Origin of the sequence: Salipiger sp. (assembly GCF_048261495.1) — a bacterium.
Taxonomy (GTDB): Bacteria; Pseudomonadota; Alphaproteobacteria; order Rhodobacterales; family Rhodobacteraceae; genus Salipiger.
In genome coordinates, this window is record NZ_JBLXFX010000004.1 from 77133 (window position 1) to 100770 (window position 23638).

The 23638-nt window shown below is 66.7% G+C and carries 16 protein-coding genes; 11 read left to right on the top strand and 5 right to left on the bottom strand.

What is annotated here, in order from left to right; all coding sequences use genetic code 11:
- Positions 1-75 precede the first annotated feature (75 nt).
- Positions 76-453 carry a hypothetical protein gene (locus ACN0RJ_RS09605; protein ID WP_417724119.1) on the top strand — a complete coding sequence of 126 codons (378 nt, stop codon included), beginning with the start codon at positions 76-78 and terminating at the stop codon, positions 451-453.
- Between the two features lie 35 nt (positions 454-488).
- On the opposite strand, the gene ACN0RJ_RS09610 is transcribed toward ACN0RJ_RS09605, so the two are convergent.
- From ACN0RJ_RS09610 to ACN0RJ_RS09630, 5 genes are all read right to left on the bottom strand, one after another.
- Positions 489-1577, bottom strand: coding sequence for an ABC transporter ATP-binding protein (locus ACN0RJ_RS09610; RefSeq protein ID WP_417719150.1), 1089 nt, complete (start codon positions 1575-1577; stop codon positions 489-491).
- Positions 1578-1604: 27 nt separating this feature from the next.
- A complete protein-coding gene (locus tag ACN0RJ_RS09615) occupies positions 1605-3260 on the bottom strand; it encodes an alpha-glucosidase (RefSeq protein ID WP_417719149.1) in 1656 nt (551 codons plus the stop codon).
- Positions 3261-3273: 13 nt separating this feature from the next.
- On the bottom strand, positions 3274-4527 hold the full coding sequence (locus tag ACN0RJ_RS09620) for a carbohydrate ABC transporter permease (protein ID WP_417719148.1): 1254 nt from the start codon (positions 4525-4527) through the stop codon (positions 3274-3276).
- A gap of 10 nt (positions 4528-4537) precedes the next feature.
- Positions 4538-5512 carry a carbohydrate ABC transporter permease gene (locus tag ACN0RJ_RS09625; protein ID WP_417719147.1) on the bottom strand — a complete coding sequence of 325 codons (975 nt, stop codon included), beginning with the start codon at positions 5510-5512 and terminating at the stop codon, positions 4538-4540.
- 110 nt (positions 5513-5622) lie between these two features.
- Positions 5623-6966, bottom strand: coding sequence for an ABC transporter substrate-binding protein (locus ACN0RJ_RS09630; protein ID WP_417724120.1), 1344 nt, complete (start codon positions 6964-6966; stop codon positions 5623-5625).
- A 267-nt stretch (positions 6967-7233) separates the two neighbouring features.
- On the opposite strand from ACN0RJ_RS09630, the gene ACN0RJ_RS09635 reads away from it, so the two are divergent.
- The 10 genes from ACN0RJ_RS09635 (at position 7234) to ACN0RJ_RS09680 (ending at position 23631) form a co-directional block, all read left to right on the top strand.
- Positions 7234-8268: a LacI family DNA-binding transcriptional regulator gene (locus tag ACN0RJ_RS09635; RefSeq protein ID WP_417719145.1), complete on the top strand. Its 1035-nt coding sequence runs from the start codon at positions 7234-7236 to the stop codon at positions 8266-8268.
- A gap of 1 nt (position 8269) precedes the next feature.
- Positions 8270-9592, top strand: a complete 1323-nt coding sequence (locus ACN0RJ_RS09640) for a GH1 family beta-glucosidase (protein ID WP_417724121.1) — start codon at positions 8270-8272, stop codon at positions 9590-9592.
- Positions 9593-9597: 5 nt separating this feature from the next.
- Complete coding sequence (locus tag ACN0RJ_RS09645; protein ID WP_417719143.1) at positions 9598-10569, top strand: glucokinase; 972 nt, start codon at positions 9598-9600, stop codon at positions 10567-10569.
- 108 nt (positions 10570-10677) lie between these two features.
- Positions 10678-13053: a glycogen/starch/alpha-glucan phosphorylase gene (locus ACN0RJ_RS09650; protein ID WP_417719142.1), complete on the top strand. Its 2376-nt coding sequence runs from the start codon at positions 10678-10680 to the stop codon at positions 13051-13053.
- A 54-nt stretch (positions 13054-13107) separates the two neighbouring features.
- A complete protein-coding gene (glgB, locus tag ACN0RJ_RS09655; protein ID WP_417724122.1) occupies positions 13108-15291 on the top strand; it encodes a 1,4-alpha-glucan branching protein GlgB in 2184 nt (727 codons plus the stop codon).
- Positions 15292-15382: 91 nt separating this feature from the next.
- Complete coding sequence (glgC, locus tag ACN0RJ_RS09660; RefSeq protein WP_417719140.1) at positions 15383-16648, top strand: glucose-1-phosphate adenylyltransferase; 1266 nt, start codon at positions 15383-15385, stop codon at positions 16646-16648.
- A complete protein-coding gene (gene glgA, locus ACN0RJ_RS09665) occupies positions 16645-18084 on the top strand; it encodes a glycogen synthase GlgA (RefSeq protein WP_417719139.1) in 1440 nt (479 codons plus the stop codon). The genes glgC and glgA overlap by 4 nt, the downstream gene beginning before the upstream one ends.
- Positions 18081-20138, top strand: coding sequence for a glycogen debranching protein GlgX (glgX, locus tag ACN0RJ_RS09670; protein WP_417724123.1), 2058 nt, complete (start codon positions 18081-18083; stop codon positions 20136-20138). Before glgA ends, glgX begins: the two co-directional genes overlap by 4 nt.
- The gene (locus ACN0RJ_RS09675) at positions 20135-21997 is read left to right on the top strand and encodes a 4-alpha-glucanotransferase (protein WP_417719137.1); all 1863 of its coding nucleotides are present in this window, start codon (positions 20135-20137) and stop codon (positions 21995-21997) included. The genes glgX and ACN0RJ_RS09675 overlap by 4 nt, the downstream gene beginning before the upstream one ends.
- Positions 21994-23631: an alpha-D-glucose phosphate-specific phosphoglucomutase gene (locus ACN0RJ_RS09680; RefSeq protein WP_417724124.1), complete on the top strand. Its 1638-nt coding sequence runs from the start codon at positions 21994-21996 to the stop codon at positions 23629-23631. Before ACN0RJ_RS09675 ends, ACN0RJ_RS09680 begins: the two co-directional genes overlap by 4 nt.
- Positions 23632-23638 lie beyond the last annotated feature (7 nt).

Sequence of the window (23638 nt, forward strand, 5' to 3'; positions counted from 1 at the left end):
ACATCACGAAACCGTGGCTTCGCAGAATCCGTCCCGGACGCCAGATTGGACACCGAGCAGAACACGGAGAAAAAAATGAAAATAACCCGTAGAGAATTCATCCTCGGCGCGCTTCTGACCGGCACGGTCATCGCCGTCGGAACGCGCATGCAACTGGGCTTTGCCTCGCTCGGCGCGGCGACGGAGGTGACGGGCCGCGTCACCGTCGCGGATCTGGCCGCGCATCAGGGGCGGCTCGAGGTCGATACCGGCGGAGAACTCTGGTCCGTCGACATCGGCGAGCCGAAGCGCAACCGGGAGGCCGGTCTCAACGACGCGATGATCGCGCCTGGGCGCCAGATCACCGTGTTCGGCATCCGGGATCGCGACGATCCCGACCGCCGGATGATCGCCGAGGCGGTCGTCACCGGCGGCCACCGCTTTGCGGTGCTGCGCGAGAAGCAGATCGGCTGAGCCGGCAGGTCCTCCCCCTCCGGGGAGGACACCCCCTAGCGGTACCTGAGCGAGACTCCGTCGGCGAAGAGGTGCACCTTGGACGGATCGGCCGACAACGCCACCTCGGTGCCGCGCACGTTGCGGTGGATGCCGGGAAGCTTGGCGATGACGGGCTCGGTGCCCGGCGCCGCCTCGAAGTAGAGCAGCGTCACCTCTCCCAGCGCCTCGGTGATGTCGACCCGGCCGGTAAAGGCCGGGGCACCGGGCGATTCCACGAAATCCTCCGGGCGGATCCCGGCATTGACGGTCAGACCCATGTCGGAGTCCGTGGTCGCGATGTCCGCCATCACGCTGCCGCCCCCGTCCAGCGCGACGGTGGTCCGCGCGCCCGTCCCCGTCACCCTGCCCGGCAGGAGGTTCATCGCGGGAGAGCCGATGAACTGCGCGACGAATTCCGAGCGCGGGGTCTCGTACAGCTCAAGCGGAGAGCCGACCTGAGCGATGCCCTTGTCGGCCAGCACCACGATGCGCGTGGCGAGGGTCATCGCCTCGACCTGATCATGGGTGACATAGATCATCGTTCGCTCGGGCATCGCCTCCTTCAGGCGGGCGATCTCGATCCGGGTGGCGACGCGCAGCGCGGCGTCGAGGTTCGACAGCGGTTCGTCGAAGAGGTAGACCTTGGGGTCGCGCACGATGGAGCGCCCGATCGCCACCCGCTGCCGCTGCCCCCCCGACAGCGCCTTGGGCAGGCGGTCGAGATAGGGTTCGAGCTGCAGCATCTTTGCCGCGCGGGTCACCGCGGCGTCGATCTCCTCCTTCGACTTCTTCGCGATCTTGAGCGCGAAGGTCATGTTCTCGCGCACCGTCATATGCGGGTAGAGCGCGTAGCTCTGGAACACCATGGCGATGCCCCGCTGCGCGGGGGGCACGTCGTTGACCCGCTGGCCGTCGATCTCCAGCGTGCCGGAGGTGATCTTTTCCAGCCCCGCGATCATACGCAGCAGCGTGGACTTGCCGCAGCCGGAGGGGCCGACAAAGACGATCAGCTCCCCCGCCTTGATATCGAGGTCGATGTGTTTCAGCACCTCGACCGCCCCGCCGTAGGTCTTGCCCACATCGGTCAGTTTCAGATCGGCCATGGTTTCCTCCCCCCTCGTCGTTCCGTTCTACCCGTGACGCAGCGCCAGCGCGGGCTGCCATGGTCCCAGATGCAGCCGCCCGTCCGGGGCCGGCCCTGCCGAGCCGAATTCGACCCCCACCTGCTGCCAGTTGCCGCCCGGCGCGTCGATCACCGAAGGTTCGGGCGAGATGTTGAAGGCGCAGAACAATTCCTCGTCGCCGTTCTTGCGGATGAAGGACAGCACCTTGCCGTCGCTCTGCATGTCGATCATGTCGCCCTTCATCAGCGCGGAGTGGGCGTGGCGGAAGCCGATGACACGGCGGTAGTGATGCAGGATCGACGCGGGGTCCTGTTCGGCATCGGCCACGGTATGCTTGAGATGCTCGTGGCTGACCGGAAGCCAGGGCTGGCCGGTGGTGAAGCCGCCGTGGTGGGCGTTCTGTTCCCAGACCATCGGGGTGCGGCAGCCGTCGCGGCCCTTGAAGGCGGGCCAGAACATGATGCCGTAGGGGTCCTGCAGATCCTCGAAGGCGAGGTCGGCCTCGGGCAGGGCCAGTTCCTCGCCCTGGTAGATGCAGGCCGATCCGCGCAGGCACATCATCAGCGTCGCATAGAGCCGCGCCCCGGCTTCGGGGATGTTCCAGCGGGTGATGTGGCGCGCGACGTCGTGGTTGGAAAACGCCCAGCAGGCCCAGCCGTCGCCCGCGGCCTCGGCGACATGGTCCATCACCTCCTTGATGTAGGCGGCGGTCGGGGCCTTGGCCGAGAGCAGCTCGAAGGCATAGGACATCTGCAGATGCTCCTGCCCCGAGGTGTATTCCCCGAGGATTTCCAGCCCGCGCAGATCGTCGCCGATCTCGCCCACGGCGGCGGCGTTGAAGCGGTCCATCAGCTTGCGCAGCCTGGCGAGAAAGGCCAGGTTCTCCGGCCGGGTCTTGTCGTAGAGATGTTCCTGCCAGGTATAGGGGTTCTCGGCCGGCGCGGTGATCGGGTTGCGCCGCTCGGGCGCGAGGGGCGGGTTGTCGCGGAATTCGACGTCGTGGACGTAGAAGTTCACCGTATCCAGCCGGAAGCCGTCGACCCCGCGATCCAGCCAGAATTCCGCCACGCGCAGCAGTTCGTCCTGCACCTGCGGTTCGTGGAAGTTGAGGTCGGGCTGCGAGGTCAGGAAGTTGTGCAGGTAGTACTGGCAGCGCGTGGTGTCCCATTGCCAGGCCGAGCCGCCGAAGATCGACAGCCAGTTGTTGGGCGGCGTGCCGTCGGGCTTGGCGTCGTGCCAGACGTACCAGTTCGCGCGGTCGTTGTCCTTCGAGGCCCGGCTCTCCACGAACCAGGGGTGCTGGTCCGAGGTGTGCGACAGCACGAGGTCGATCAGCACCTTGAGACCGAGCATGTGCGCCGTCTCGATCAGGATGTCGAAATCCGCGAGACTGCCGAACATCGGATCGACGTCGCAGTAGTCGCTGACGTCATAGCCGAAGTCCTTCATCGGAGACCGGAAGAACGGCGAGATCCAGATCGCGTCCACCCCCATCGAGGCCACATGCGGCAGCCGCTGCGCGATGCCCAGCAGGTCGCCGATGCCGTCGCCGTTGGTGTCCTGGTAGGAGCGCGGGTAGATCTGGTAGATCACCGCCCCGCGCCACCAGTCGCGGTCCACGGTATCGGTCTTGATGAGGGCGGTGTTGGACATGTCCGTCATATCGGCCTTTCTGTCATTTCACGGAGCCGGCCAGCAGGCCGCGCACCAGGTATTTCTGCATCGCGAAGAACACCCCGAGCGGCACGGCGATCGACACGAAAGCCGCCGCCGCGAGGATGCCCCAGTCGCCGCCGCGCGATCCCAGCAGGTCGTCGGCGATCTTGACCGTCATCACCCAGCTTTCGCTGTTCGACGGCAGGAAAACCTTTGCGATCAGCAGGTCGTTCCATGTCCAGAGGAACTGGAAGATGGCGAAACTGGCAAGGGCGGGGAAGGAAAGCGGCAACACGATTTTCGTGAACACCTGAAAATCGGTCGCTCCGTCCACCTTTGCGCTCTCGATGATGTCGCGCGGCAGACCGACCATGTAGTTGCGCAGCAGGTAGATCGCCAGCGGCAGGCCGAAGCCGGTATGCGCCAGCCAGATGCCGAGAAAGCTCTGCCCGATGCCGATGCGGTTGTGCAGCGTCAGCAGCGGCACCAGCGCCAGTTGCAGCGGCACCACCAGCAGCCCGACCACCACGGCGATCAGCAGCCCGCGCCCGGCGAAATCCATCCAGGCCAGCGCGTAGGCCGCGAAGGCCGCGATCAGGATCGGGATGATGGTGGCCGGGATCGTCACGGTCAGCGTGTTGATGAAGGCCCGGTCCATGTTGTCCGAGGCAAGGATGGTCCGGTAGTTCTGCAGTCCGAATTCCGGCGCCTGCTCGGCCTCGAAATAGAGCGAGGGCGGGCGCGTGATCTCCGTGTCCTGCACCCAGGTGAAATCGCCGTTCCGTGCCACGGTCAGCGCCCGGTCGAGCGTGAACCCGGTGACGGGACGCCCGTCGCCGTCGGTCTCGGGCGGCTGCGGGGTTTCGTCCGCGGGCCAGGCCATCTCGTGGTTTTCGGTGTCGGTGCCGCCTCCGGGCTCGGTCACCTCCAGCTTCAGGCGGCCGTAGGTCTGTCCCGGCTCTGCCGCGCCCGGATCGCGCGAGGCGATGCCGAAGCCGCCGACGGTGCCGGAGCCGCCCTCGCCGAAGACGTTGCCCGACAGCACGTAGAGCCCGCCCTCCTGCACGACGCCGTCAAGGTCGGGCTGCACGCGAAAGGCCTGTTCCACCGGGACCATCGCCTTCCACCAGCCGCTTTCCGAGATCTGCTCGCGGTCGCGGAACGACGACACCAGCAGCCCCACGGTCGGGACCAGCCAGAGCACGACTAGCAGCGCGACGGTGATGTTGGTGACGATAGAGAGAGAGCTTTTCTGACCAGCTATGTTGTCCATGTCCCTGCCCTCACATCTCTTTCCGCGCTTGGCGGATGTTCCAGATCATCACCGGCAGCACGATGATCATGATCACGAAGGCCACCGCCGTCGCCCGCCCGTCGTCGCGGAACATGTAGGTCATCATGTAGCTGGGCAGGATCGCGGTGTCGAAATTGCCCCCCGTCATGGCATAGACGATGTCGAAGACCTTGAGCACGAGGATGGTGATGGTGGTCCAGACCACCACGATGGTGCCCATGATCTGCGGCACCTTGATGCGGAAGAACACCTGGAACGGGTTGGCGCCGTCGATGATCGCGGCTTCGATGGTCTCTTCGGGGATGCCGCGCAGCGCGGCGGACAGGATCACCATGGCAAAGCCGGTCTGGATCCAGATCAGGATGACCATGAGGAAGAAGTTGTTCCAGAACGGGATCTGCAGAACGTCCACCGGCGACAGGCCGACATAATCGCGCACCGCGTTGATGATGCCGATGTCGGGATCGTTGGCATAGACGAACTTCCAGATCAGCGAGGCGCCGACGAAGCTGATCGCCATCGGCATGAAGATCAGCGACTTGGCGATGTTGCCCCATTTCAGCCGGTCGGTGAGCTGCGCCACCAGCAGCCCGAAGAAGGTCGAGGCGGCGGGCACGACGAGCACCCAGAGGAAATTGTTGAACAGCGCCGTGCGGAACCCGGATTCCGAGAACATCTGCGTATAGTTTCCGAGGCCGATGAATTCGGTCCCCGCGCGGTTGAACAGCGACCGCCAGAACGAGCCGATCACCGGGTAGACGAGGTAGAGCCCCAGCGCGAACATCGCCGGGAACAGGAACAGCCAGGGGCGCACCATGGTGGCCCGGTGGATATTGCGGCCCTGGTCGTCCTTCCGCGGCGGAAAGATGACCTTGTCGAGGACCATGTTGGAAAAATAGAAATAGGCCACGCATCCGCCCACCCCGATCAGGATGGTGAGAATGCCCTGCAACATCGGTGACATCGCGTCCGTCTCCCCCCGTTGGATGCCGGGGCGGACCGTCGCTGCGGCCGCCTCCGGCGAACCCTGCGCGCCACCGGGACGCGAAGGGTCAGGTCAGCTGACGCCGGACGTCAGCGGATCGAATCCCAGCGCTTCTGGATACCGGCCGCGACGTCCTCGGCGCTTTCGCCGGTGACGTAATCGACCATGCCGGTCCAGAACGCCCCCGCGCCGATTTCACCCGGCATGAGATCCGAGGCATCGAAGCGGAAGGTGGTGGCGCCGAGAAGGATCTCGCCCATCTTCTTCAGCTCGTCGGTGGCGTAGAGATCCGCATTCGCGCCCTTGAACGGCGTCAGGAAACCGGACTGGTTCATCCAGATCTCGTGCGCGATGGGGGTTTCGAGGAATTCGATCAGCGCGTTGGCGGCGTCGGACGGGCTGGTGATCGCCCAGAGCGTGCCCGCCCCCAGCACCGGCTTGCCGAGATCCTTCTCCTCGTAGGCCGGGAAGTAGAAGAAGGCGCTGTCGTTGCCCTCCGGGAAGAAGGTCGGGATGAAGCTCGCCTGCCGGTGCATGTAGCATTCGGGCGGAATGGTGAAGAGCCCGCCGGGGCTGTCGCGGAAATCGGTCGTCGCCACGGCCTGCGAGCCGCCCTTGACGAAATCGTCGTTCTTGGCGAACCAGCCGAACTCCTCGATCGCGCCGACCACCGCCGGATCGTCGAAGGGAATCTCGTTCGAGACCCACTTGTCATAGACATCCGGCGCCTGGGTGCGCAGCATCAGGTCCTCGACCCAGTCGGTCGCCGGCCAGCCCGTTGCCGCCCCGGACCCGAGGCCGATGCACCAGGGCGTGCCGCCGTCGTCGACGATCTGCTGGGTGAGTTCCTTCAGCTCTTCCATGGTCTCGGGGATCTCGTAGCCCGCCTCGTCGAAGGCGGATTGCGAATACCAGACCAGCGATTTCAGATCGACCTTGTAAAAGAAGCCGAAATAGCCGTCCGCCCCCGCCTTGTCCGTGTAGGTGCCGAGGTCGACCCAGCTGTCGCCGGCGGCGTAATTCTCGCGCGTCCACTCCGCCGTGCCCTCCGGCAGGGGCGTCAGGAACCCCTGCCCGGCAAGGTCCGCGGCAAGGCCCGGCTGCGGGAACACCGCGACGTTGGGCGCCGATCCGGCGCGGGCCGAGATCACGATGTCCTGTTCGAAACTGTCCGAGCCGGAATAGTTCGCCGTCGCGCCCGTCGCCGCCTCGAAATAGGCCAGCACGGATTCGACCAGTTCACCGTCCTTGCCCGTCCACGGGCCGGTGATCGTCACCGTCTGACCGGACAGGTCGTGTGACTCGGCAAAGGCGGTGTAGCTGTCCCAGTTGAAGTCCCCCTCTCCCTCGGGAAACATCAGATGGCTTTCTGCCCGTGCCATGCCCGATGACAGGGCCACGGCAGCAACTCCGCCCAGCAAGATCGTCTTCATGGATAATCGTCCTCCCGATTTGCGCGATCGGATCGCGCGGTCTCCCCCCTGGTCCGGTTCCGGCGCGCGGCCGAGTCGGACCAAAGCGCTTTGAAGATGCGCGAGCGTCCCGCGATTCCGCTCATCTGTCAATCACGAAGCGCCCGGATAACGCGAGGCAATCATGCTGCAGCGCAGCTAGATCCGGGCCTTTGCAAAAGCTCTTTTCGTAACATGGGATTCGGGGTTAGCTTGTCAAACGTCCGAAGCGCTTTGGGAGGGGTGGCGGTGAATCTGAAGCAATTGGCGCAGCACCTGGAGCTGTCCCAGACCACGGTCAGCCGGGCTCTGAACGGCTATCCGGAGGTCAGCGAGGGCACCCGCAAGCGCGTGACCGAAGCCGCCCTGCGCCTGAACTACGCGCCGAATGCCCGCGCCAAGGGGCTGGCCACGGGCCGCGCCATGGCCATCGGCCACGTCATCCCGATCTCGACCCAGCACGAGATGGTGAACCCGGTGTTCGGGGATTTCATCGCCGGGGCGTCGGAATCCTATCTCGCCGCGGGCTACGACATGACGCTGTCGCTGACCGGGGACGCGGACGAGGCCGAGAATTACCGCCGTCTCAAGGCCAAGGGCAATGTCGACGGCATCGTGGTGCACGGGCCGAAGATGCGCGACAGCCGCATTCCCTTTCTCAAGAGCCTCGGCCTGCCCTTCGTGGTGCATGGCCGCGCCTCGGACATGGACGAGGAATATTGCTGGATCGACGTCAACAACGCCCGCGCTTTCCAGCGTGCCACGGAGTTTCTCGTCGACCTCGGCCATCGCCGCATCGCGCTCATCAACGGGTTGGAATCGATGGATTTCGCCTTTCGTCGGCGCCACGGCTACGAGGCCGCGCTGGCCTGCCGGGGGCTCGTGCCCGATCCCGCGATCATGGTCTCCGAGGAGATGACCGAGACCAACGGCCACCGCGCCATGTCGCGCATCCTCGCCGCCCCGATGCGCCCGACGGCGGTGCTCTGTTCCTCGCTCATCACCGCGATCGGCGTGCGCCGCGCGATCCACGACGCCGGGCTGGTGATGGGGCGCGACGTCTCGGTCATCACCCATGACGACGATCTCAGCTACCTGCGCAACGGGCCGGACGTGCCGATCTTCACCGCGACCCGCTCCTCGGTGCGCGAGGCGGGCAAGCTGGCGGCGGACATGCTGCTGCGTCTGATCGCCCGCCCCGATGCGGAACCGGAAACCTGCCTGCTCGAAGCGCAGCTCATCATCGGCGCCTCGACCGGCCCCGCCCCACGACAGGACCCCTGACATGCGCAATGCCAGACGCGATTTCCCCGAAGGTTTCCTCTTCGGGGCCGCAACATCGAGCTACCAGATCGAAGGCCACGCCACGGGCGGCGCGGGCCGCACCCACTGGGACGATTTCGCCGCCACCCCGGGCAACGTGGTGCGGGGCGAGAACGGCGATCTCGCCTGCGATCACTACCACCGCTTCGGCGAGGATCTGGACCTGGTGCGCGACGCCGGGTTCGACGCCTACCGCTTCTCGACCTCCTGGGCGCGGGTCCTGCCCGAGGGGCGCGGCCCGGTGAACGAGGCCGGGCTGGACTATTACGACCGCCTCACCGACGCGATGCTGGAGCGCGGGCTGAAGCCCTGCGCGACGCTCTATCACTGGGAACTGCCCTCGCCGCTCGCCGACCTCGGCGGCTGGCGCAACCGCGACATCGCCGGCTGGTTCGCGGATTTCACCGAGGTCGTCATGGGGCGGATCGGCGACCGGATGCACTCCGTCGCGCCGATCAACGAGCCGTGGTGCGTCGCCTGGCTGTCGCATTTCATGGGCTATCACGCCCCCGGCCTGCGCGACATCCGCGCCACCGCCCGCGCGATGCATCACGTGCTGCTGGCGCATGGCCGCGCGATCGAGACGATGCGCGGCCTCGGCATGTCCAACCTCGGCGGCGTGTTCAACATGGAATGGTCCGATCCGGCCGACGACACAGCGGAATCCGCCGAAAAGGCAAAGCTTTACGATGCGATCTACAACCGATGGTTCCTTGGCGGCGTGTTCCGGGGCGCCTATCCCGACGAGGTTCTGGCCGGGCTCGAACCGCATCTTCCGACCGGCTGGCAGGACGATTTCCCGACCATCGGCGCCAAGCTCGACTGGTGCGGGATCAACTACTACACCCGCAAGCTGATCGCGCCCGACCCCGGCCCCTGGCCCGGCCTGAAGGAGGTCGAGGGCCCGCTGCCCAAGACCTTCATGGATTGGGAGATCTGCCCCGAGGGGCTCTACCGTTTCCTGACCCGGACGGCGCGGGACTACACCGGCGATCTGCCGCTTTACGTCACCGAAAACGGCATGGCCGGGCAGGACGACCTGCGGGCGGGCAAGGTCGACGATCCGCACCGGACCGACTATCTCGACGCCCATCTCGACCAGGTGCGCCGCGCGATCGCGGAGGGCGCGCCGGTGCGGGGCTATTTCATCTGGTCCCTGCTCGACAATTACGAATGGTCCCTCGGCTACGAAAAGCGCTTCGGCCTCGTTCACGTGGATTTCGACACGCTTGCACGCACGCCGAAAGCTTCCTACCACGAGGTTGCGAAGGCTTTGAAAGGGTGAGTGCCATGGGATTGCAGACGACCACCGCCGTTCTGGCCGATGTCGGCGGCACCAACACCCGTGTCGCGATCAGCCACGGGCCGGATCTGGACCGCGAGAGCACGAAGCGGTTCAAGAACAGCGAATTCAACGGGATAGGCGATGTTCTTCGCGCGTATCTCGCCGAAAGTGACGCGGTGCCGACCGCCGCCTGCGTCGCCGTTGCCGGGCCGGTGCGCGATGGGGCCGGACAACTGACCAACATCGACTGGCACATCGACCGCCAATCGGTCAGCGATGCCACCGGCGCCGGGGTGGTGTCGATCCTCAACGATCTCCAGGCACAGGGCCATGCGCTCGGCCGGATCGCGCCCGAGTACCTGACCGCCATCCTGCCCGGCAAGCCCGCCCCCGACCAGTCCGCCCGGCTGGTGATCGGCGTCGGCACCGGGATGAACGCCGCGCCGGTGTTCCGGCTGGGCAACCGCACGCTGGTTCCCCCGGCCGAGGCCGGGCACACCAGCCTGCCGGTACAGTCCGAGGCCGACCTGCGACTGCTCGACTTCCTGCGCCGCAAGCATTCCGGGCCGGGCACCGAGGACGTGCTGTCCGGGCGCGGGTTCGAACAGGTCCACGCCTGGCTCTGCGAGGAGGACGGCGCGGGCAGCCCGCTCGACGCGGCCGAGATCATGACCCGCATGGAGGCCGGAGAGGACCGTCCCCGCCGTGCGGTCGAGGTGTTTTCCCGAATTCTGGGAAGGGTTTGCGGCAATCTCGCGCTCAACACCCTGCCCTTCGGCGGCATCTACCTGATCGGCGGCGTGACGCGGCATTTCGGGCCGCACCTGCTGGATTGCGGCTTTGCCGAAGCCTTTCGCGACAAGGGGCGGTTCTCGGAGTTCATGGACCAGTTTCCGGTCAGCCTCGTCACCGACGATTACGCGGCGCTCAGCGGTTGTGCATCCCATCTGACCGAACAGGTCGAAAACCCGGACTAGAGGCTCTGTGCGCTTGCCTTTCCGAACGGCAGGGAGTTTCAAGTTCCAAGGGCGGGCGCCGACATGCGCCGGCCCCCAACCCTCCACGAGCGAGAGGCGGAGTTCCACATGACCGAGACCAAATCATTCCGCGAGAAGATCCTGCGGCACCTGACCTATTCCTTCGGCAAGGATCCCGACCATGCAATCCTCGAAGACTGGCGCATGGCCCTCAGCTATGCGGTGCGCGATCACATCGTGGATGCCTGGTTCAAGGCGACGGGACGGACCTACGACACCGGCGCCAAGCGGGTCTACTACCTGTCGATGGAATACCTGATCGGCCGCCTGCTCGAGGACGGCATCGTCAACCTCGAACTGGTGGACGAGGCCAAGGCGGTTCTGGCGGAGTTCGGCAAGGATTACGACCAGGTGCTGGCGGACGAACCCGACGCGGCGCTCGGCAACGGCGGTCTCGGGCGGCTTGCGGCCTGTTTCATGGAAAGTCTGTCGACCATCGGCTGCCCGGCACATGGCTACGGCATCCGCTACGAGCACGGGCTGTTCCGGCAGAGCTTTGTCGACGGCCGGCAGGTGGAAATGCCCGAGCACTGGCTGGAACAGCGCCACGCCTGGGAATTCGAACGCCCCGAGGTGCGCTACCGCATCGGCTTCGGCGGCCACGTCGACACGCGCGGCGAGACGACCCGCTGGTATCCCGCCGAAGAGGTCGAGGCCGAGGCCTACGACACGCCGGTCGTCGGCTGGAAGGGCCGCTGGGCCAACACGCTGCGGCTGTGGTCGGGGCGCGCGATCCATCCCTTCGACCTCGATGCCTTCAACCACGGCGACTATGCCCGCGCTGCCGCGCCCGAGGCGCTGGCCCGGACCATCAGCCGCGTGCTCTATCCCGACGACACCACCGAACAGGGCAAGGAACTGCGCCTCAAGCAGGAATACTTCCTGACCGCCGCCGCGCTGCGCGACATCCTGCGCCGCTTCGGCAACCAGTTCGGCGACCTGCGCAAGCTTCCCGAAAAGGTGGCGATCCAGCTCAACGACACCCACCCGGCCATCGCCGGGCCGGAACTGGTGCGCGTGCTGCATGACGAGCGCGGGCTCTCCTTCGACGACTCGATGGAGATCGCGCAGGGCTGTCTCAGCTACACCAACCACACCCTGCTGCCCGAGGCGCTGGAAAGCTGGGACGAAAGCCTGTTCGGCCGGCTTCTGCCCCGCCACATCCAGCTGATCGACCGCATCGACGCGACCCATGCCGCCCGCAACCCGAGCCGCACCCAGTCGATGCGCGCCGATCATCAGGTCAAGATGGGCCAGCTGTCCTTCGTCATGGCGCATCACGTCAACGGGGTCTCGGCGCTGCACACCGAGCTGATGAAATCCACCGTGTTCGAAGAGCTGAACGGCCTGCACCCCGGTCGCATCGTCAACGAGACCAACGGCGTGACGCCGCGCCGCTGGCTGCTGGCCTGCAATCCCGGTCTGGCCGGGCTCATCACGGAATCGATCGGCGACGGCTGGGTCGACGACCTGGAACAGCTTCAAAAGCTCGAACCCTTCGTCGAGGACTCCGCCTGGCTGGACCGCTACGCCGCCGTCAAGCGTGCCAACAAGGTCGATCTGACCAACTGGATGGGCAAGACCTACGGGCTGACCGTCGACCCGGACATGCTGTTCGACGTCCAGATCAAGCGGCTGCACGAATACAAGCGCCAGCATCTCAACATCCTCGAAACCATCGCCCTCTGGCAGGAGATGCGGGACAATCCGAACAAGGACTGGACGCCGCGTCTCAAGCTTTTCGCGGGCAAGGCGGCACCGGGCTATTTCTTTGCCAAGGACATCATCCGCCTCATCAACGACGCGGCACAGGTCATCAATGCCGATCCGGTGACGAACAAGTGGCTCAAGGTCGCCTTCCTGCCCAACTACAACGTCTCGCTGGCGGAACGGCTGGTGCCCGCGGCCGATCTGTCGGAACAGATCTCGACCGCCGGCAAGGAGGCGTCGGGAACCGGCAACATGAAGTTCGCGCTGAACGGCGCGCCGACGGTCGGCACGCTCGACGGCGCCAACGTGGAAATCCGCGACCTCGTGGGTGCCGAGAACTTCTTCCTCTTCGGCATGACCGCGGAAGAGGTGATGGAACGCCGCGGCGTCGAGGGCCACGCCTGGCAGGCCGTGCAGGCCGATCCGCGCCTCAAGGCCGCGCTCGACCTGATCCGCGACGGGCGGTTCTCACCCAACGAACCGGGCCGCTATCACAACATCACCGGCAATCTCGAAGGCGCGGACTACTTCCTCGTCTGTTCGGATTTCACCGACTACTGGCGGGCGCAGCGCGAGGTCGACGAGGTCTTTGCCGATCCGCTGCGCTGGTCCGCGATGGCCGCGCTCAACACCGCGCGTTCGGGGTGGTTCTCGTCCGACCGGACGATCCGCGGGTACATGGCCGATATCTGGAACGCCAAGAGCCTTCTTTGACGGCGGTCGAGCGTAATCATTGCGCAATGGCCAGCAAGAGCTACAGTCGGGGTCATGAGCACCCCGACGCATCACCCCGAACACGACCTCCATCGCCTGCTGCGCGGCGAGCATGACGACCCGTTCGCGCTGCTCGGGCCGCATGGCACGGGAGAGGCGCGTGTCGTGACGGCCTTCGACCCCGGTGCCGAACGGATGTGGGCGCTGACCGAAGGGGCCGAGCACCCGCTACACCCCGTCCACGATGCGCACGGCCTGTTCCGGGGCGACGTGCCCGGGGATGCGCCCTACCGCCTGCGCGGAGCCGCGGGCGGTTCGGACTGGACGGTCGAGGACCCCTACCGCTTTCCGCCCGTGCTGGGCGAGATCGACGAATATCTGCTCGGCGAGGGCAGCCACCTGCGGCTGTGGGAGGCGCTCGGCGCGCATGTGACCGAACACGAAGGCGTGCCGGGCACGCATTTCGCGGTCTGGGCGCCCAATGCCCGCCGGGTTTCGGTGGTGGGCGAGTTCAACTGGTGGGACGGCCGCCGCCACCCGATGCGCCGGCGCGGCGCCACCGGCGTCTGGGAGATCTTCCTGCCCGGCGTCGCGGATGGCGCGGTCTATCGCTACGAGATCCTCGGCGCCGACGGCACCGTCCAGCCGCGCAAGGCCGACCCGGTCGGGTTCGGGTCGGAACATCCGCCGGCCAATGCCTCGGTCGTGCGCGACATCGCCAGCTACGGCTGGTCGGACGACCTGTGGATGGCGACGCGCTACAAGCGCCACGACCCCGCCGCCCCGATGTCGGTCTACGAGGTGCACCTGCCCTCGTGGCGGCGCAAGGACGGCGGGCGGCCGATCTCCTACATCGAGGCGGCGGACGAGCTGATCGCCTATGTCCGGGAGATGGGGTTCACCCACATCGAGCTGCTGCCGGTCAGCGAATACCCCTTCGACGGCTCCTGGGGCTACCAGCCCATCGGGCTTTTCGCCCCGACGATCCGCTGCGGGCTGCCCAACGAGTTCCGCGACCTGATGAACGCCGCGCACCGCGCCGGGGTCGGCGTCATCCTCGACTGGGTGCCGGGGCATTTCCCGACCGACGAACACGGGCTCGGTCGCTTCGACGGCACCGCGCTCTACGAACATTCCGATCCCAAGGAGGGGTTCCACCAGGACTGGAACACCCTCATCTACAATTACGGCCGTGCCGAGGTGTCCAACTTTCTCACCGCCAACGCCTTGTTCTGGCTTGAGGAATATCACGTCGACGGGCTGCGCGTGGATGCCGTCGCCTCGATGCTCTACCGCGACTATTCCCGCGCCTCGGGCGAATGGATCCCCAACAAGGACGGCGGCCGCGAGAATTACGAAGCCATCGCCATGCTGCAACGCATGAACACCGCCGCCTACGGCATGGATGGCGGGATCGTCACCGTGGCCGAGGAAAGCACCGCCTACCCCGGCGTGTCGCGCCCCGTCGACCAGGGCGGCCTCGGCTTCGGGTTCAAGTGGAACATGGGCTGGATGAACGACACGCTGGAATACATGCGCAAGGATCCGGTCTATCGCTCCTACCACCATCACCAGATGACCTTCGGGCTGGTCTATGCCTTTTCCGAGAATTTCATCCTGCCGATCAGCCATGACGAGGTGGTTCACGGCAAGGGCAGCATGATCGGCAAGATGCCCGGCAGCGACTGGGAGAAATTCGCCAACCTGCGCGCCTATTACGGCTTCATGTGGGGGCACCCGGGCAAGAAGCTGCTGTTCATGGGCCAGGAATTCGCCCAGTGGAGCGAATGGAACCACGACGCCCAGATCGACTGGGATTGCCTCGGGGATGCCCGCCACGCGGGGATGCAGCGGCTGGTGCGGGATCTCAACCATCTCTACCGCGACACCCCGGCGCTTCATGTCAAGGATTGCGACGGCTCGGGCTTCCGCTGGATCGAGGGCGGGGATTCGATCAACTCGGTGTTCTCCTGGGTGCGCAGCGGCGCAGAGGGCGATGCGCCCGTCGCCGTCATCTGCAACCTCACGCCGCAGGAACATGTCGGCTACCGCATCGGCCTGCCCCGCGCGGGCAGCTGGCGCGAGGCGCTCAACACCGACGCGGAGATCTACGGCGGCGGAAACCGGGGCAATCTCGGCGCGGTGGAGGCGACGGACGGCGCCAGCCACGGCCTGCCCGCCGTGGCCGAGGTGACGCTGCCGCCGCTCTCGGTCGTTTTCCTCGTGTTCGAGGGCTGAGGGGCGGCAAGACGGTGCCGGGCGGCGGGCGCTGCCCGGAGGGACAAGGGATCGGCGGGGTGACCGCCACGGAGGAAGAAGGAGGAATTCGATGCCACCGAGAAGCCAGAGGCTCGCCGCCCGAAGCATGGCCTTCGTGCTCGCCGGGGGGCGCGGATCGCGCCTTCACGAGCTGACCAACAGCCGGGTGAAACCGGCCGTCTATTTCGGCGGCAAGACCCGGATCATCGACTTCGCCCTGTCCAACGCGCTGAATTCCGGGGTGCGCAAGATCGCCCTCGCGACGCAGTACAAGGCGCACAGCCTGATCCGGCATTGCCAGCGCGGCTGGAACTTCTTCCGCGCCGAGCGCAACGAATTCCTCGACATCCTGCCCGCGTCGCAGCGCTACAACGAACAGACCTGGTATCGCGGGACCGTCGATGCGGTGGCCCAGAACATCGACATCATCGACAGCTACGACATCGAGTACATCGTGATCCTCGCCGGCGATCACATCTACAAGATGGATTACGAGCTGATGATCCAGCAGCATGTCGACAGCGGCGCCGAGGTGACCGTGGGCTGTCTCACCGTCGACCGGCACGAGGCCGGCGCCTTCGGCTGCATGGCGGTGGACGCGCAGGACCGCATCACCTCGTTCCTGGAAAAGCCCAAGGACCCGCCGGGCCTGCCCGACGATCCCGAAAAGACGCTGGTCAGCATGGGGATCTACGTCTTCGACTGGAAATACCTGCGCGAGGCGCTGCTGAGCGACATCGAGGACGAGGGATCGAGCCACGATTTCGGCAATGACATGATCCCCGAGATCGTCGCCTCCGGCAAGGCGCAGGCCCACCGGTTCGAGGACAGCTGCGTGCGCCCCTCGCGCGACGTGCCCGCTTACTGGCGCGACGTCGGCACCATCGACGCCTTCTGGAAGGCCAATATCGACCTCACCGATTTCAACCCCGAGCTCGACCTCTGGGACACGAGCTGGCCGATCTGGACCTATTCCGAGCTGGTGCCCCCCGCCAAGTTCATCCACGACGAAAAGGACCGGCGCGGCACGGCGGTCAGTTCGATGATCGCGGGCGGCTGCATCATCTCCGGGACCGAGATCCGGGAATCGCTGCTGTTCACCCAATGCCACACCAACTCCTATTCCTCGATGGAGCGGGTGGTCGCCCTGCCCTATGTCTACGTCTCGCGCCATGCGCGGCTGAAGAACGTCGTCATCAATCGCGGCGTGCACATCCCCGAGGGTCTCGTCGTCGGGGAGGACCCGGAGGAGGACGCCAAGTGGTTCCGCGTCTCGCCCGGGGGCGTGACGCTCATCACCCAGGACATGCTCGACCGGAGAGACGCCGAACGATGACACGGGTCCTGTCCGTCGCCTCGGAATGCGTGCCCTTCATCAAGACCGGGGGGCTGGCCGACGTGGTCGGCGCCCTGCCCGGCGCGCTGGCCCGGCACGGCGTCGACATGCGGGTGCTGCTGCCCGGCTACCGGCAGGTCCTGGCGCAACTGCCCGGAGGGGCGCCGGGGGCGAAACCTTCCGACAGGGCGCCCGTCGCGGAATGGGACAACCTGTTCGGCGGATTCGCGCGCCTGATCGAACACCGGGCCGACGGGCGGGTGATCTGGTTCCTCGATGCGCCGCATCTCTTCGACCGCGACGGCGGACCCTATGTGGACCGTTCGGGCCGGGACTGGGCCGACAATGCCGAACGCTTTGCCGCGCTGTCCTCGGTCGCGGCGATGATCTCCGCCGAGGGCATCGGCGGCTGGACGCCGCAGGTGCTGCATTGCCACGACTGGCAGTCGGGCTTTGCCCCGCTCTACTTGCGCGAACTGGGCGCCGCGCCGCGCGTCCGGTCGCTGATGACGATCCACAACATCGCCTTCCAGGGCATGGCGCCCGCCTCGATGATCGGCCCGCTCGGGCTGCCGCGCTCGGGATTCACCCGGGACGGGTACGAATTCTGGGACAATATCAGTGCCTTGAAGGCCGGTCTTGTCTATGCGGACAAGCTCTCGACCGTGTCGCCCACCTATGCGTCTGAGCTGATGACGCCGGAATTCGGCATGGGGCTCGAAGGCATCCTCCAGCAGCGGCAGGAGGATCTGGTCGGCATCCTCAACGGCATCGACGAAGACATCTGGACCCCGCCCTTCAAGTCGCTGGCCGGCAAGGCGAAATGCAGGCAGGCCCTGCGCGCGGAATTCGGTCTGCCCGACTGGCCCGGCCCGCTCTGCGTGCTCGTCTCGCGGCTGACCGAACAGAAGGGCATCGACATCCTGCTGCAGGCGCTTCCGGCGCTGCTCGACCGGGGCGGACAGCTGATCCTGCTCGGCTCCGGCGCCCCCGAACTCGAAAGCGCCTTTCTCGACTATGCCGCCGGGCACGAAGGCGTGGCCACCACCATCGGCTATGACGAGGCGCTTGCCCGCCGCCTGATCGCGGGCGGCGACGCCATCCTCGTGCCGTCGCGCTTCGAACCCTGCGGGCTGACGCAGCTCTACGGATTGCGCCACGGCACCCTGCCGCTGGTCGGGCTGACCGGGGGGCTGGCGGACACCGTCATCAACGCATCGCCTGCCGGATTGGCAGCGGGGGCCGCGACGGGGCTGCAATTTCACCCCATTACCGCGCAGGCCCTTGCACAAGCCCTGATGAAACTGGTCAATCTGTTTCAGGATCGTGAGACCTGGACCAGGATGATGAAGAACGCCATGGCAGCCCCGGTAAGCTGGGATCACTCAGCAGCAACCTACGCAAAGCTTTACGCCGAGTTGGCCGCAAGCGAATGACCACCCCCGTGATTCAGGCGGGGCATGCATCCCCGCTTGGCGCCACCTTCGACGGGGATGGCGTCAATTTCGCCGTGTTTTCCGAGAATGCCGAGGCCATCGACCTCTGCCTCTTCGACGACCACGGCAAGGAGACCCACCGGCTCGCCCTGCCAGAGCGCGACGGCGACGTCTGGCACGGGCGGGTTCCCGGCCTGACGCCGGGCCAGCACTACGGTTTCCGCGCCGCCGGGGCCTTTGCCCCAGAGGAAGGCCACCGCTTCAACCACGCCAAGCTGCTGATCGACCCCTATGCGCGCCGCCTCACCGGGCATCCGACCTGGAACGACGCGCTTCTGGGCGGCACCGACGCGGCGGACCCGCACGACAGCGCCCGCTACATGCCCAAATGCGTGATCGAGGATCCCAGCTTCGACTGGGGCCAGCACACCGCCCCCGGCATCCCGCCCGAGGAAAGCGTGATCTACGAAGCCCATGTCAAGGGCTTCACCAAGCGGTTTCCCGGCGCCGACCATCCCGGCAGCTTCCTCGCGCTCGCCTCGGACCCGGTACTGGACTACCTGACCGACCTCGGCGTGACGGCGGTGGAACTGCTGCCGGTGCAGGCCTTTCTCGACGACCGCTTCCTGGTGAAGAAGGGGCTGCGGAACTACTGGGGGTATCAGACCCTCGGGTTTTTCGCGCCGGAACCGCGCTACCTGACGCAGGGCGCGCTCTGGGAATTCCAGCACATGGTCGCGCGCCTGCATTCGGCCGGCATCGAGGTCATCCTCGACGTGGTCTACAACCACACCTGCGAAGGCGACGAGCACGGCCCGACCTTTGCCTTTCGCGGTCTCGACAACGCCAGCTACTACATGTTGCAGGACGACCGGCGCTACTACATCAACGACACCGGCACCGGCAACACCGTGAACATCGAGCATCCGATGGTGCTGCGCATGGTCCTGGATTCGCTGCGCTACTGGGCCACGACGATGGGGGTCGACGGCTTCCGCTTCGATCTCTGCTCGACCCTGGGGCGGACACCGCAGGGCTTCGACCGCAACGCCTCCTTCTTCAAGGCGCTGCGGCAAGACCCTGTTCTGGCAACGAAAAAGATGATCGCGGAACCCTGGGACATCGGTCCCGGCGGCTATCAGCTCGGCGGCTACCCGCCGCCCTTCTCGGAATGGAACGACCAGTACCGCGACGGCGTGCGCCGCTTCTGGCGCGGCGACCTCGGCCATGTGCCGGTGATGGCCGACCGCATCACCGGCTCGGCCGGGCTGTTCGATCATTCCGGGCGTCCGGCGACCTCGTCGCTGAACCTGCTCACCGCCCATGACGGCTTTACCCTCATGGATACGGTCAGCTACCGCGAAAAGCACAACGAGGCCAACGGCGAGGACAACCGCGACGGCCACCACGAGAATTTCTCGGACAATTTCGGCACCGAGGGGCCGAGCGACGATCCCGAAATCTTCGCCGCCCGCGCCCTGCGCCGGCGCAACATGATGGCGACGCTGCTGCTGTCGCAGGGCACGCCGATGATCCTCGCGGGGGACGAGATCGGCCACAGCCAGGGCGGCAACAACAACGCCTATGCCCAGGACAACGAAACCGGCTGGATCGACTGGGAGGCGGCGGACGACGATTTCCGCGCCTTCGTGAAGATGCTGATCGCCTTCCGCAAGGAACATCCGATCCTGCGCCAGAAGCGGTTCCTGCATTCCCTGCCGCGCAAGGTGGACGGGGTGACGGACCTGTTCTGGTGGCGCCCCGACGGTCAGGAGATGGCCCGCGCCGACTGGACCAACGGCCACCTGCACACGCTGTGCGCCGAATTCCGCATGGCCTCGGGAACGCCGCTCTATTCGCAGCGCGAAGAGGCGCTCTACCTTGCCTTCAACGCGGGCGAGGCGGTCACCCTGACCCTGCCGCCGCGCAAGGCGGGGTTCCGCTGGGTCTGCCATCTCGACACCTCCCGCCCCGATCTGGCGCCCGAGCCTGTGGGCGACAGTTTCGAACTGGCCGAAAACGCGGTGGTGGCGCTGGTCGAGGAGGCGGCATGACGGATCTCGATACCCGCGCGGCGGCGGCCGGCATCCTGACGGAATACCGCGACCTGTTCGGCGAATGGCGTGTCACCGGGGCCGAAACCAAGGCCGCGCTGCTTTCGGCCATGGGGCTGGCCGAGGGAGCGCCGCCCGCGCCCGCGCGCACCCTGCCGCAGTGGCATGTCTGCGAACCGGGCGCCGCGCCCGAACTGACGGCGGGAGAGTGGCGTCTGCGGTGCGAGGACGGCAGCGAACACGAGGGGCGCGGCGCCCTGCCCGCGCTGCCGCTCGGCCGGCACAGGATGATCGCGGGGGGCGAAACCTGCTGGCTGATCGTCGCGCCCGCGCGCCTGCCGCTGCCCGCGCGCATGTGGGGGCTGATGGTGCCGCTTGCCGGTCTGCGACCGCCCGGCGTCGGCGGGATCGGCAGCTATGACGACCTCGGTCTCATGGCCGAAGGCGCGGGGGCGCACGGGGCGTCCTTTCTCGGGATCAATCCGATCCATGCGGGTTTCCCCGCCGATCCCGGCGGTTTCAGCCCCTACACCCCCTCGCACCGACGGCGCTTTGCCTCGGTCTACCTGCCGACGCCGGGCACGCCCTCTGCCGAGGGGCCGCTGATCTTCGCCACCGAAACGCCGGTGCGGATGGCCCTGCTCGACCAGGCCTTTCACGCCGCCGATCCCGGCCCCGCCTTCGATGCCTACCTCGCCCGCGAGGGCGACCAGCTACACCGCTTTGCCACCCACCAGGCCCTGTCGGAAAGGCTCGGCGCCTATTGGGGCGACTGGCCGGGCGCCTACCAGGACCCGAACAGCCCGCAGGTCGAACAGGCTTCGCGCGAGATGGCCGACCGCGTCCGCTTCCACGCCTGGCTGCAATACGAGGCCGAGGCCGCCCTCGCCGGGGCGCAGGCCCGGGCCCGGGGCGCCGGAATGGCGCTGGGGCTCTACCTGGATCTGGCCGTGGGCACCCACCCGCACGGCGCCGAGACCTGGAAGGACCGCGAGACCTTTGCTTTCGGTGCCAGCCTCGGCGCGCCGCCGGATGCCTTTGCGCCGCAGGGGCAGAACTGGCATCTCGCGCCGTTCAACCCGGTCAAGCTGATCGAGACCGGGTTCGAGGCGCTGGCCATGACCCTGCGCCAGCAGCTGCGCTTTGCCGGCGCGCTGCGCATCGACCACATCATCGGCTTCGAACGCGCCTACTGGGTGCCCGACGACCTGCCCGGCGCCTATGTCAGCATGCCGCGCGAACCGATGCTGGCGGTCGCCCGGCTCGAGGCGACGCGTGCCGGGGCGGTCATCGTGGGCGAGGATCTGGGCGTCATCCCGGACGGGCTGCAACATGCGCTGGCCGACAGCGGCATCCTCGGCTGCCGCCTCGCCTGTTTCGAGCATCGCGGCGATCCGCCCGATTTCAAGCGGCCCGAGGATTATGACGAGGCGGTCGTCGCCAGCTTTTCGACCCATGATCTGCCGACCTGGAAGGGCTGGCGCGAAGGGCGCGAGATCGCCCTGCGCCGCGACATCGGGCTGACCCCGCCCGAGCATGCCGAGGGCATGTTCGCCTGGCGCGGGCGCGAGGTGGCGGGCTTTGACTGGATGTCGGGCCAGTACCGCGACGGTGCCGCACCGGAGAGCCCGGAGGCGATGGTCTCGCTGCTGGCCGCAACCCGGTCGCGGCTCGTGGCGTTGCAGGTCGAGGATGTGCTGGGACTGTCCGACCAGCCCAACCTGCCGGGCACGGTGAGCGAATATCCCAACTGGCGGCAACGCCTGCCGGAGGGGCCCGGGGCGATTGCCGACGCCCCGGTCCTTGCAAATGCCGCGGCGATCATGAAACGTGCCGGACGACAGGAGGATCCGTCATGAGCCTGAGCATCAAAACCGTTTCCACCCGGCCCATCGCGGGCCAGAAACCCGGCACTTCGGGACTTCGCAAAAAGACGAAGGTCTTTCAGGAGCCGCATTTCCTGGAGAATTTCATCCAGAGCATCTGGACGGGAATCGGCGGAGTCGCGGGCAAGGTGCTGGTGCTGGGCGGTGACGGGCGGCACTTCAATTCGCAGGCCGCGCAGGTGGTGCTGCGCATGGCGGCGGCCGGTGGCGCGAAAAAGGTGATCGTCGGCAAACGGGCGCTGCTGTCGACGCCCGCCGCGTCGAACCTGATCCGCACGCGCGGCGCGGACGGCGGGATCATCCTGTCCGCCTCGCACAACCCCGGCGGCCCCGAGGGCGATTTCGGCGTCAAGTACAACACCGCGAACGGCGGCCCCGCGCCGGAATCCGTGACCGAACGGATCTTCGAGGCGACGAAGACCATCACCGAATATCACATCGTCGACTCCCAGGACGTGGGGCTGCGCATCGCCGAAACCGTGATGCTGGGCGACATGGAGATCGAGATCGTCGACCCGGTCGAGGATTACGCCGCCATGATGGCCGGGATCTTCGATTTCGCCGCGATCAAGGCGCTGTTCCGCTCGGGTTTCAAGATGCGCTTCGACGCGATGCACGCGGTGACCGGCCCCTATGCGACGGTGCTGCTCGAAGAAGAGCTCGGCGCCCCGCCGGGCACGGTCATCAACGCCATCCCCCTGCCCGATTTCGGCCAGGGCCACCCCGATCCGAACCCGATCTGGGCCAAGCCGCTGATGGACGAGATGATGGGCGATCACGCCCCGGATTTCGGCGCCGCCTCGGACGGCGACGGCGACCGCAACATGATCGTCGGCAAGGGCTGCTACGTGACGCCGTCCGACAGCCTTGCCGTGCTGGCCGCCAACGCGACGCTGGTGTCGGGCTATTCCGGCGGTCTGAAGGGGGTCGCGCGCTCCATGCCGACCTCCAAGGCGGTGGACCGCGTGGCCGAAAGCCTTGGGATCGACTGTTTCGAGACCCCGACCGGCTGGAAATTCTTCGGCAACCTGCTCGACGCGGGCCGCGCCACGCTCTGCGGCGAGGAAAGTGCCGGGACCGGGTCGGATCACGTGCGCGAAAAGGACGGGCTCTGGGCGGTGCTGTTCTGGCTGAACGTGCTGGCGGTGCGCAAATGCTCCGTCGCCGACCTCATGACCTCGCATTGGGCCAGCTACGGGCGCAACTACTACTCGCGCCACGATTACGAGGACGTGGAAAGCGACGCCGCCAACGGGCTGGTCGATCATCTGCGCGGCCAGCTGGCCGACCTGCCGGGCAAGACCTTTGCCGGGCTGACGGTCGAGAGCGCCGACGAATTCGCCTATGACGATCCGGTGGACGGCTCGCGCTCCGAAGGCCAGGGCCTGCGCATCCATTTCGACGGCGGTGCGCGCGTGGTGATGCGCCTCTCGGGCACCGGGACCTCGGGCGCGACGCTGCGGGTCTACCTCGAAAGGCTCGAAACCGATCCCGCGCGTTTCGGCATCGACCCGCAGGAGGCGCTGGCCGAGGTCATCGCCGCGGCCGAGGCCATCGCCGGGATCCGGTCCCGCACCGGGCGCGCCGCGCCGGACGTCATCACCTGAGGACAAA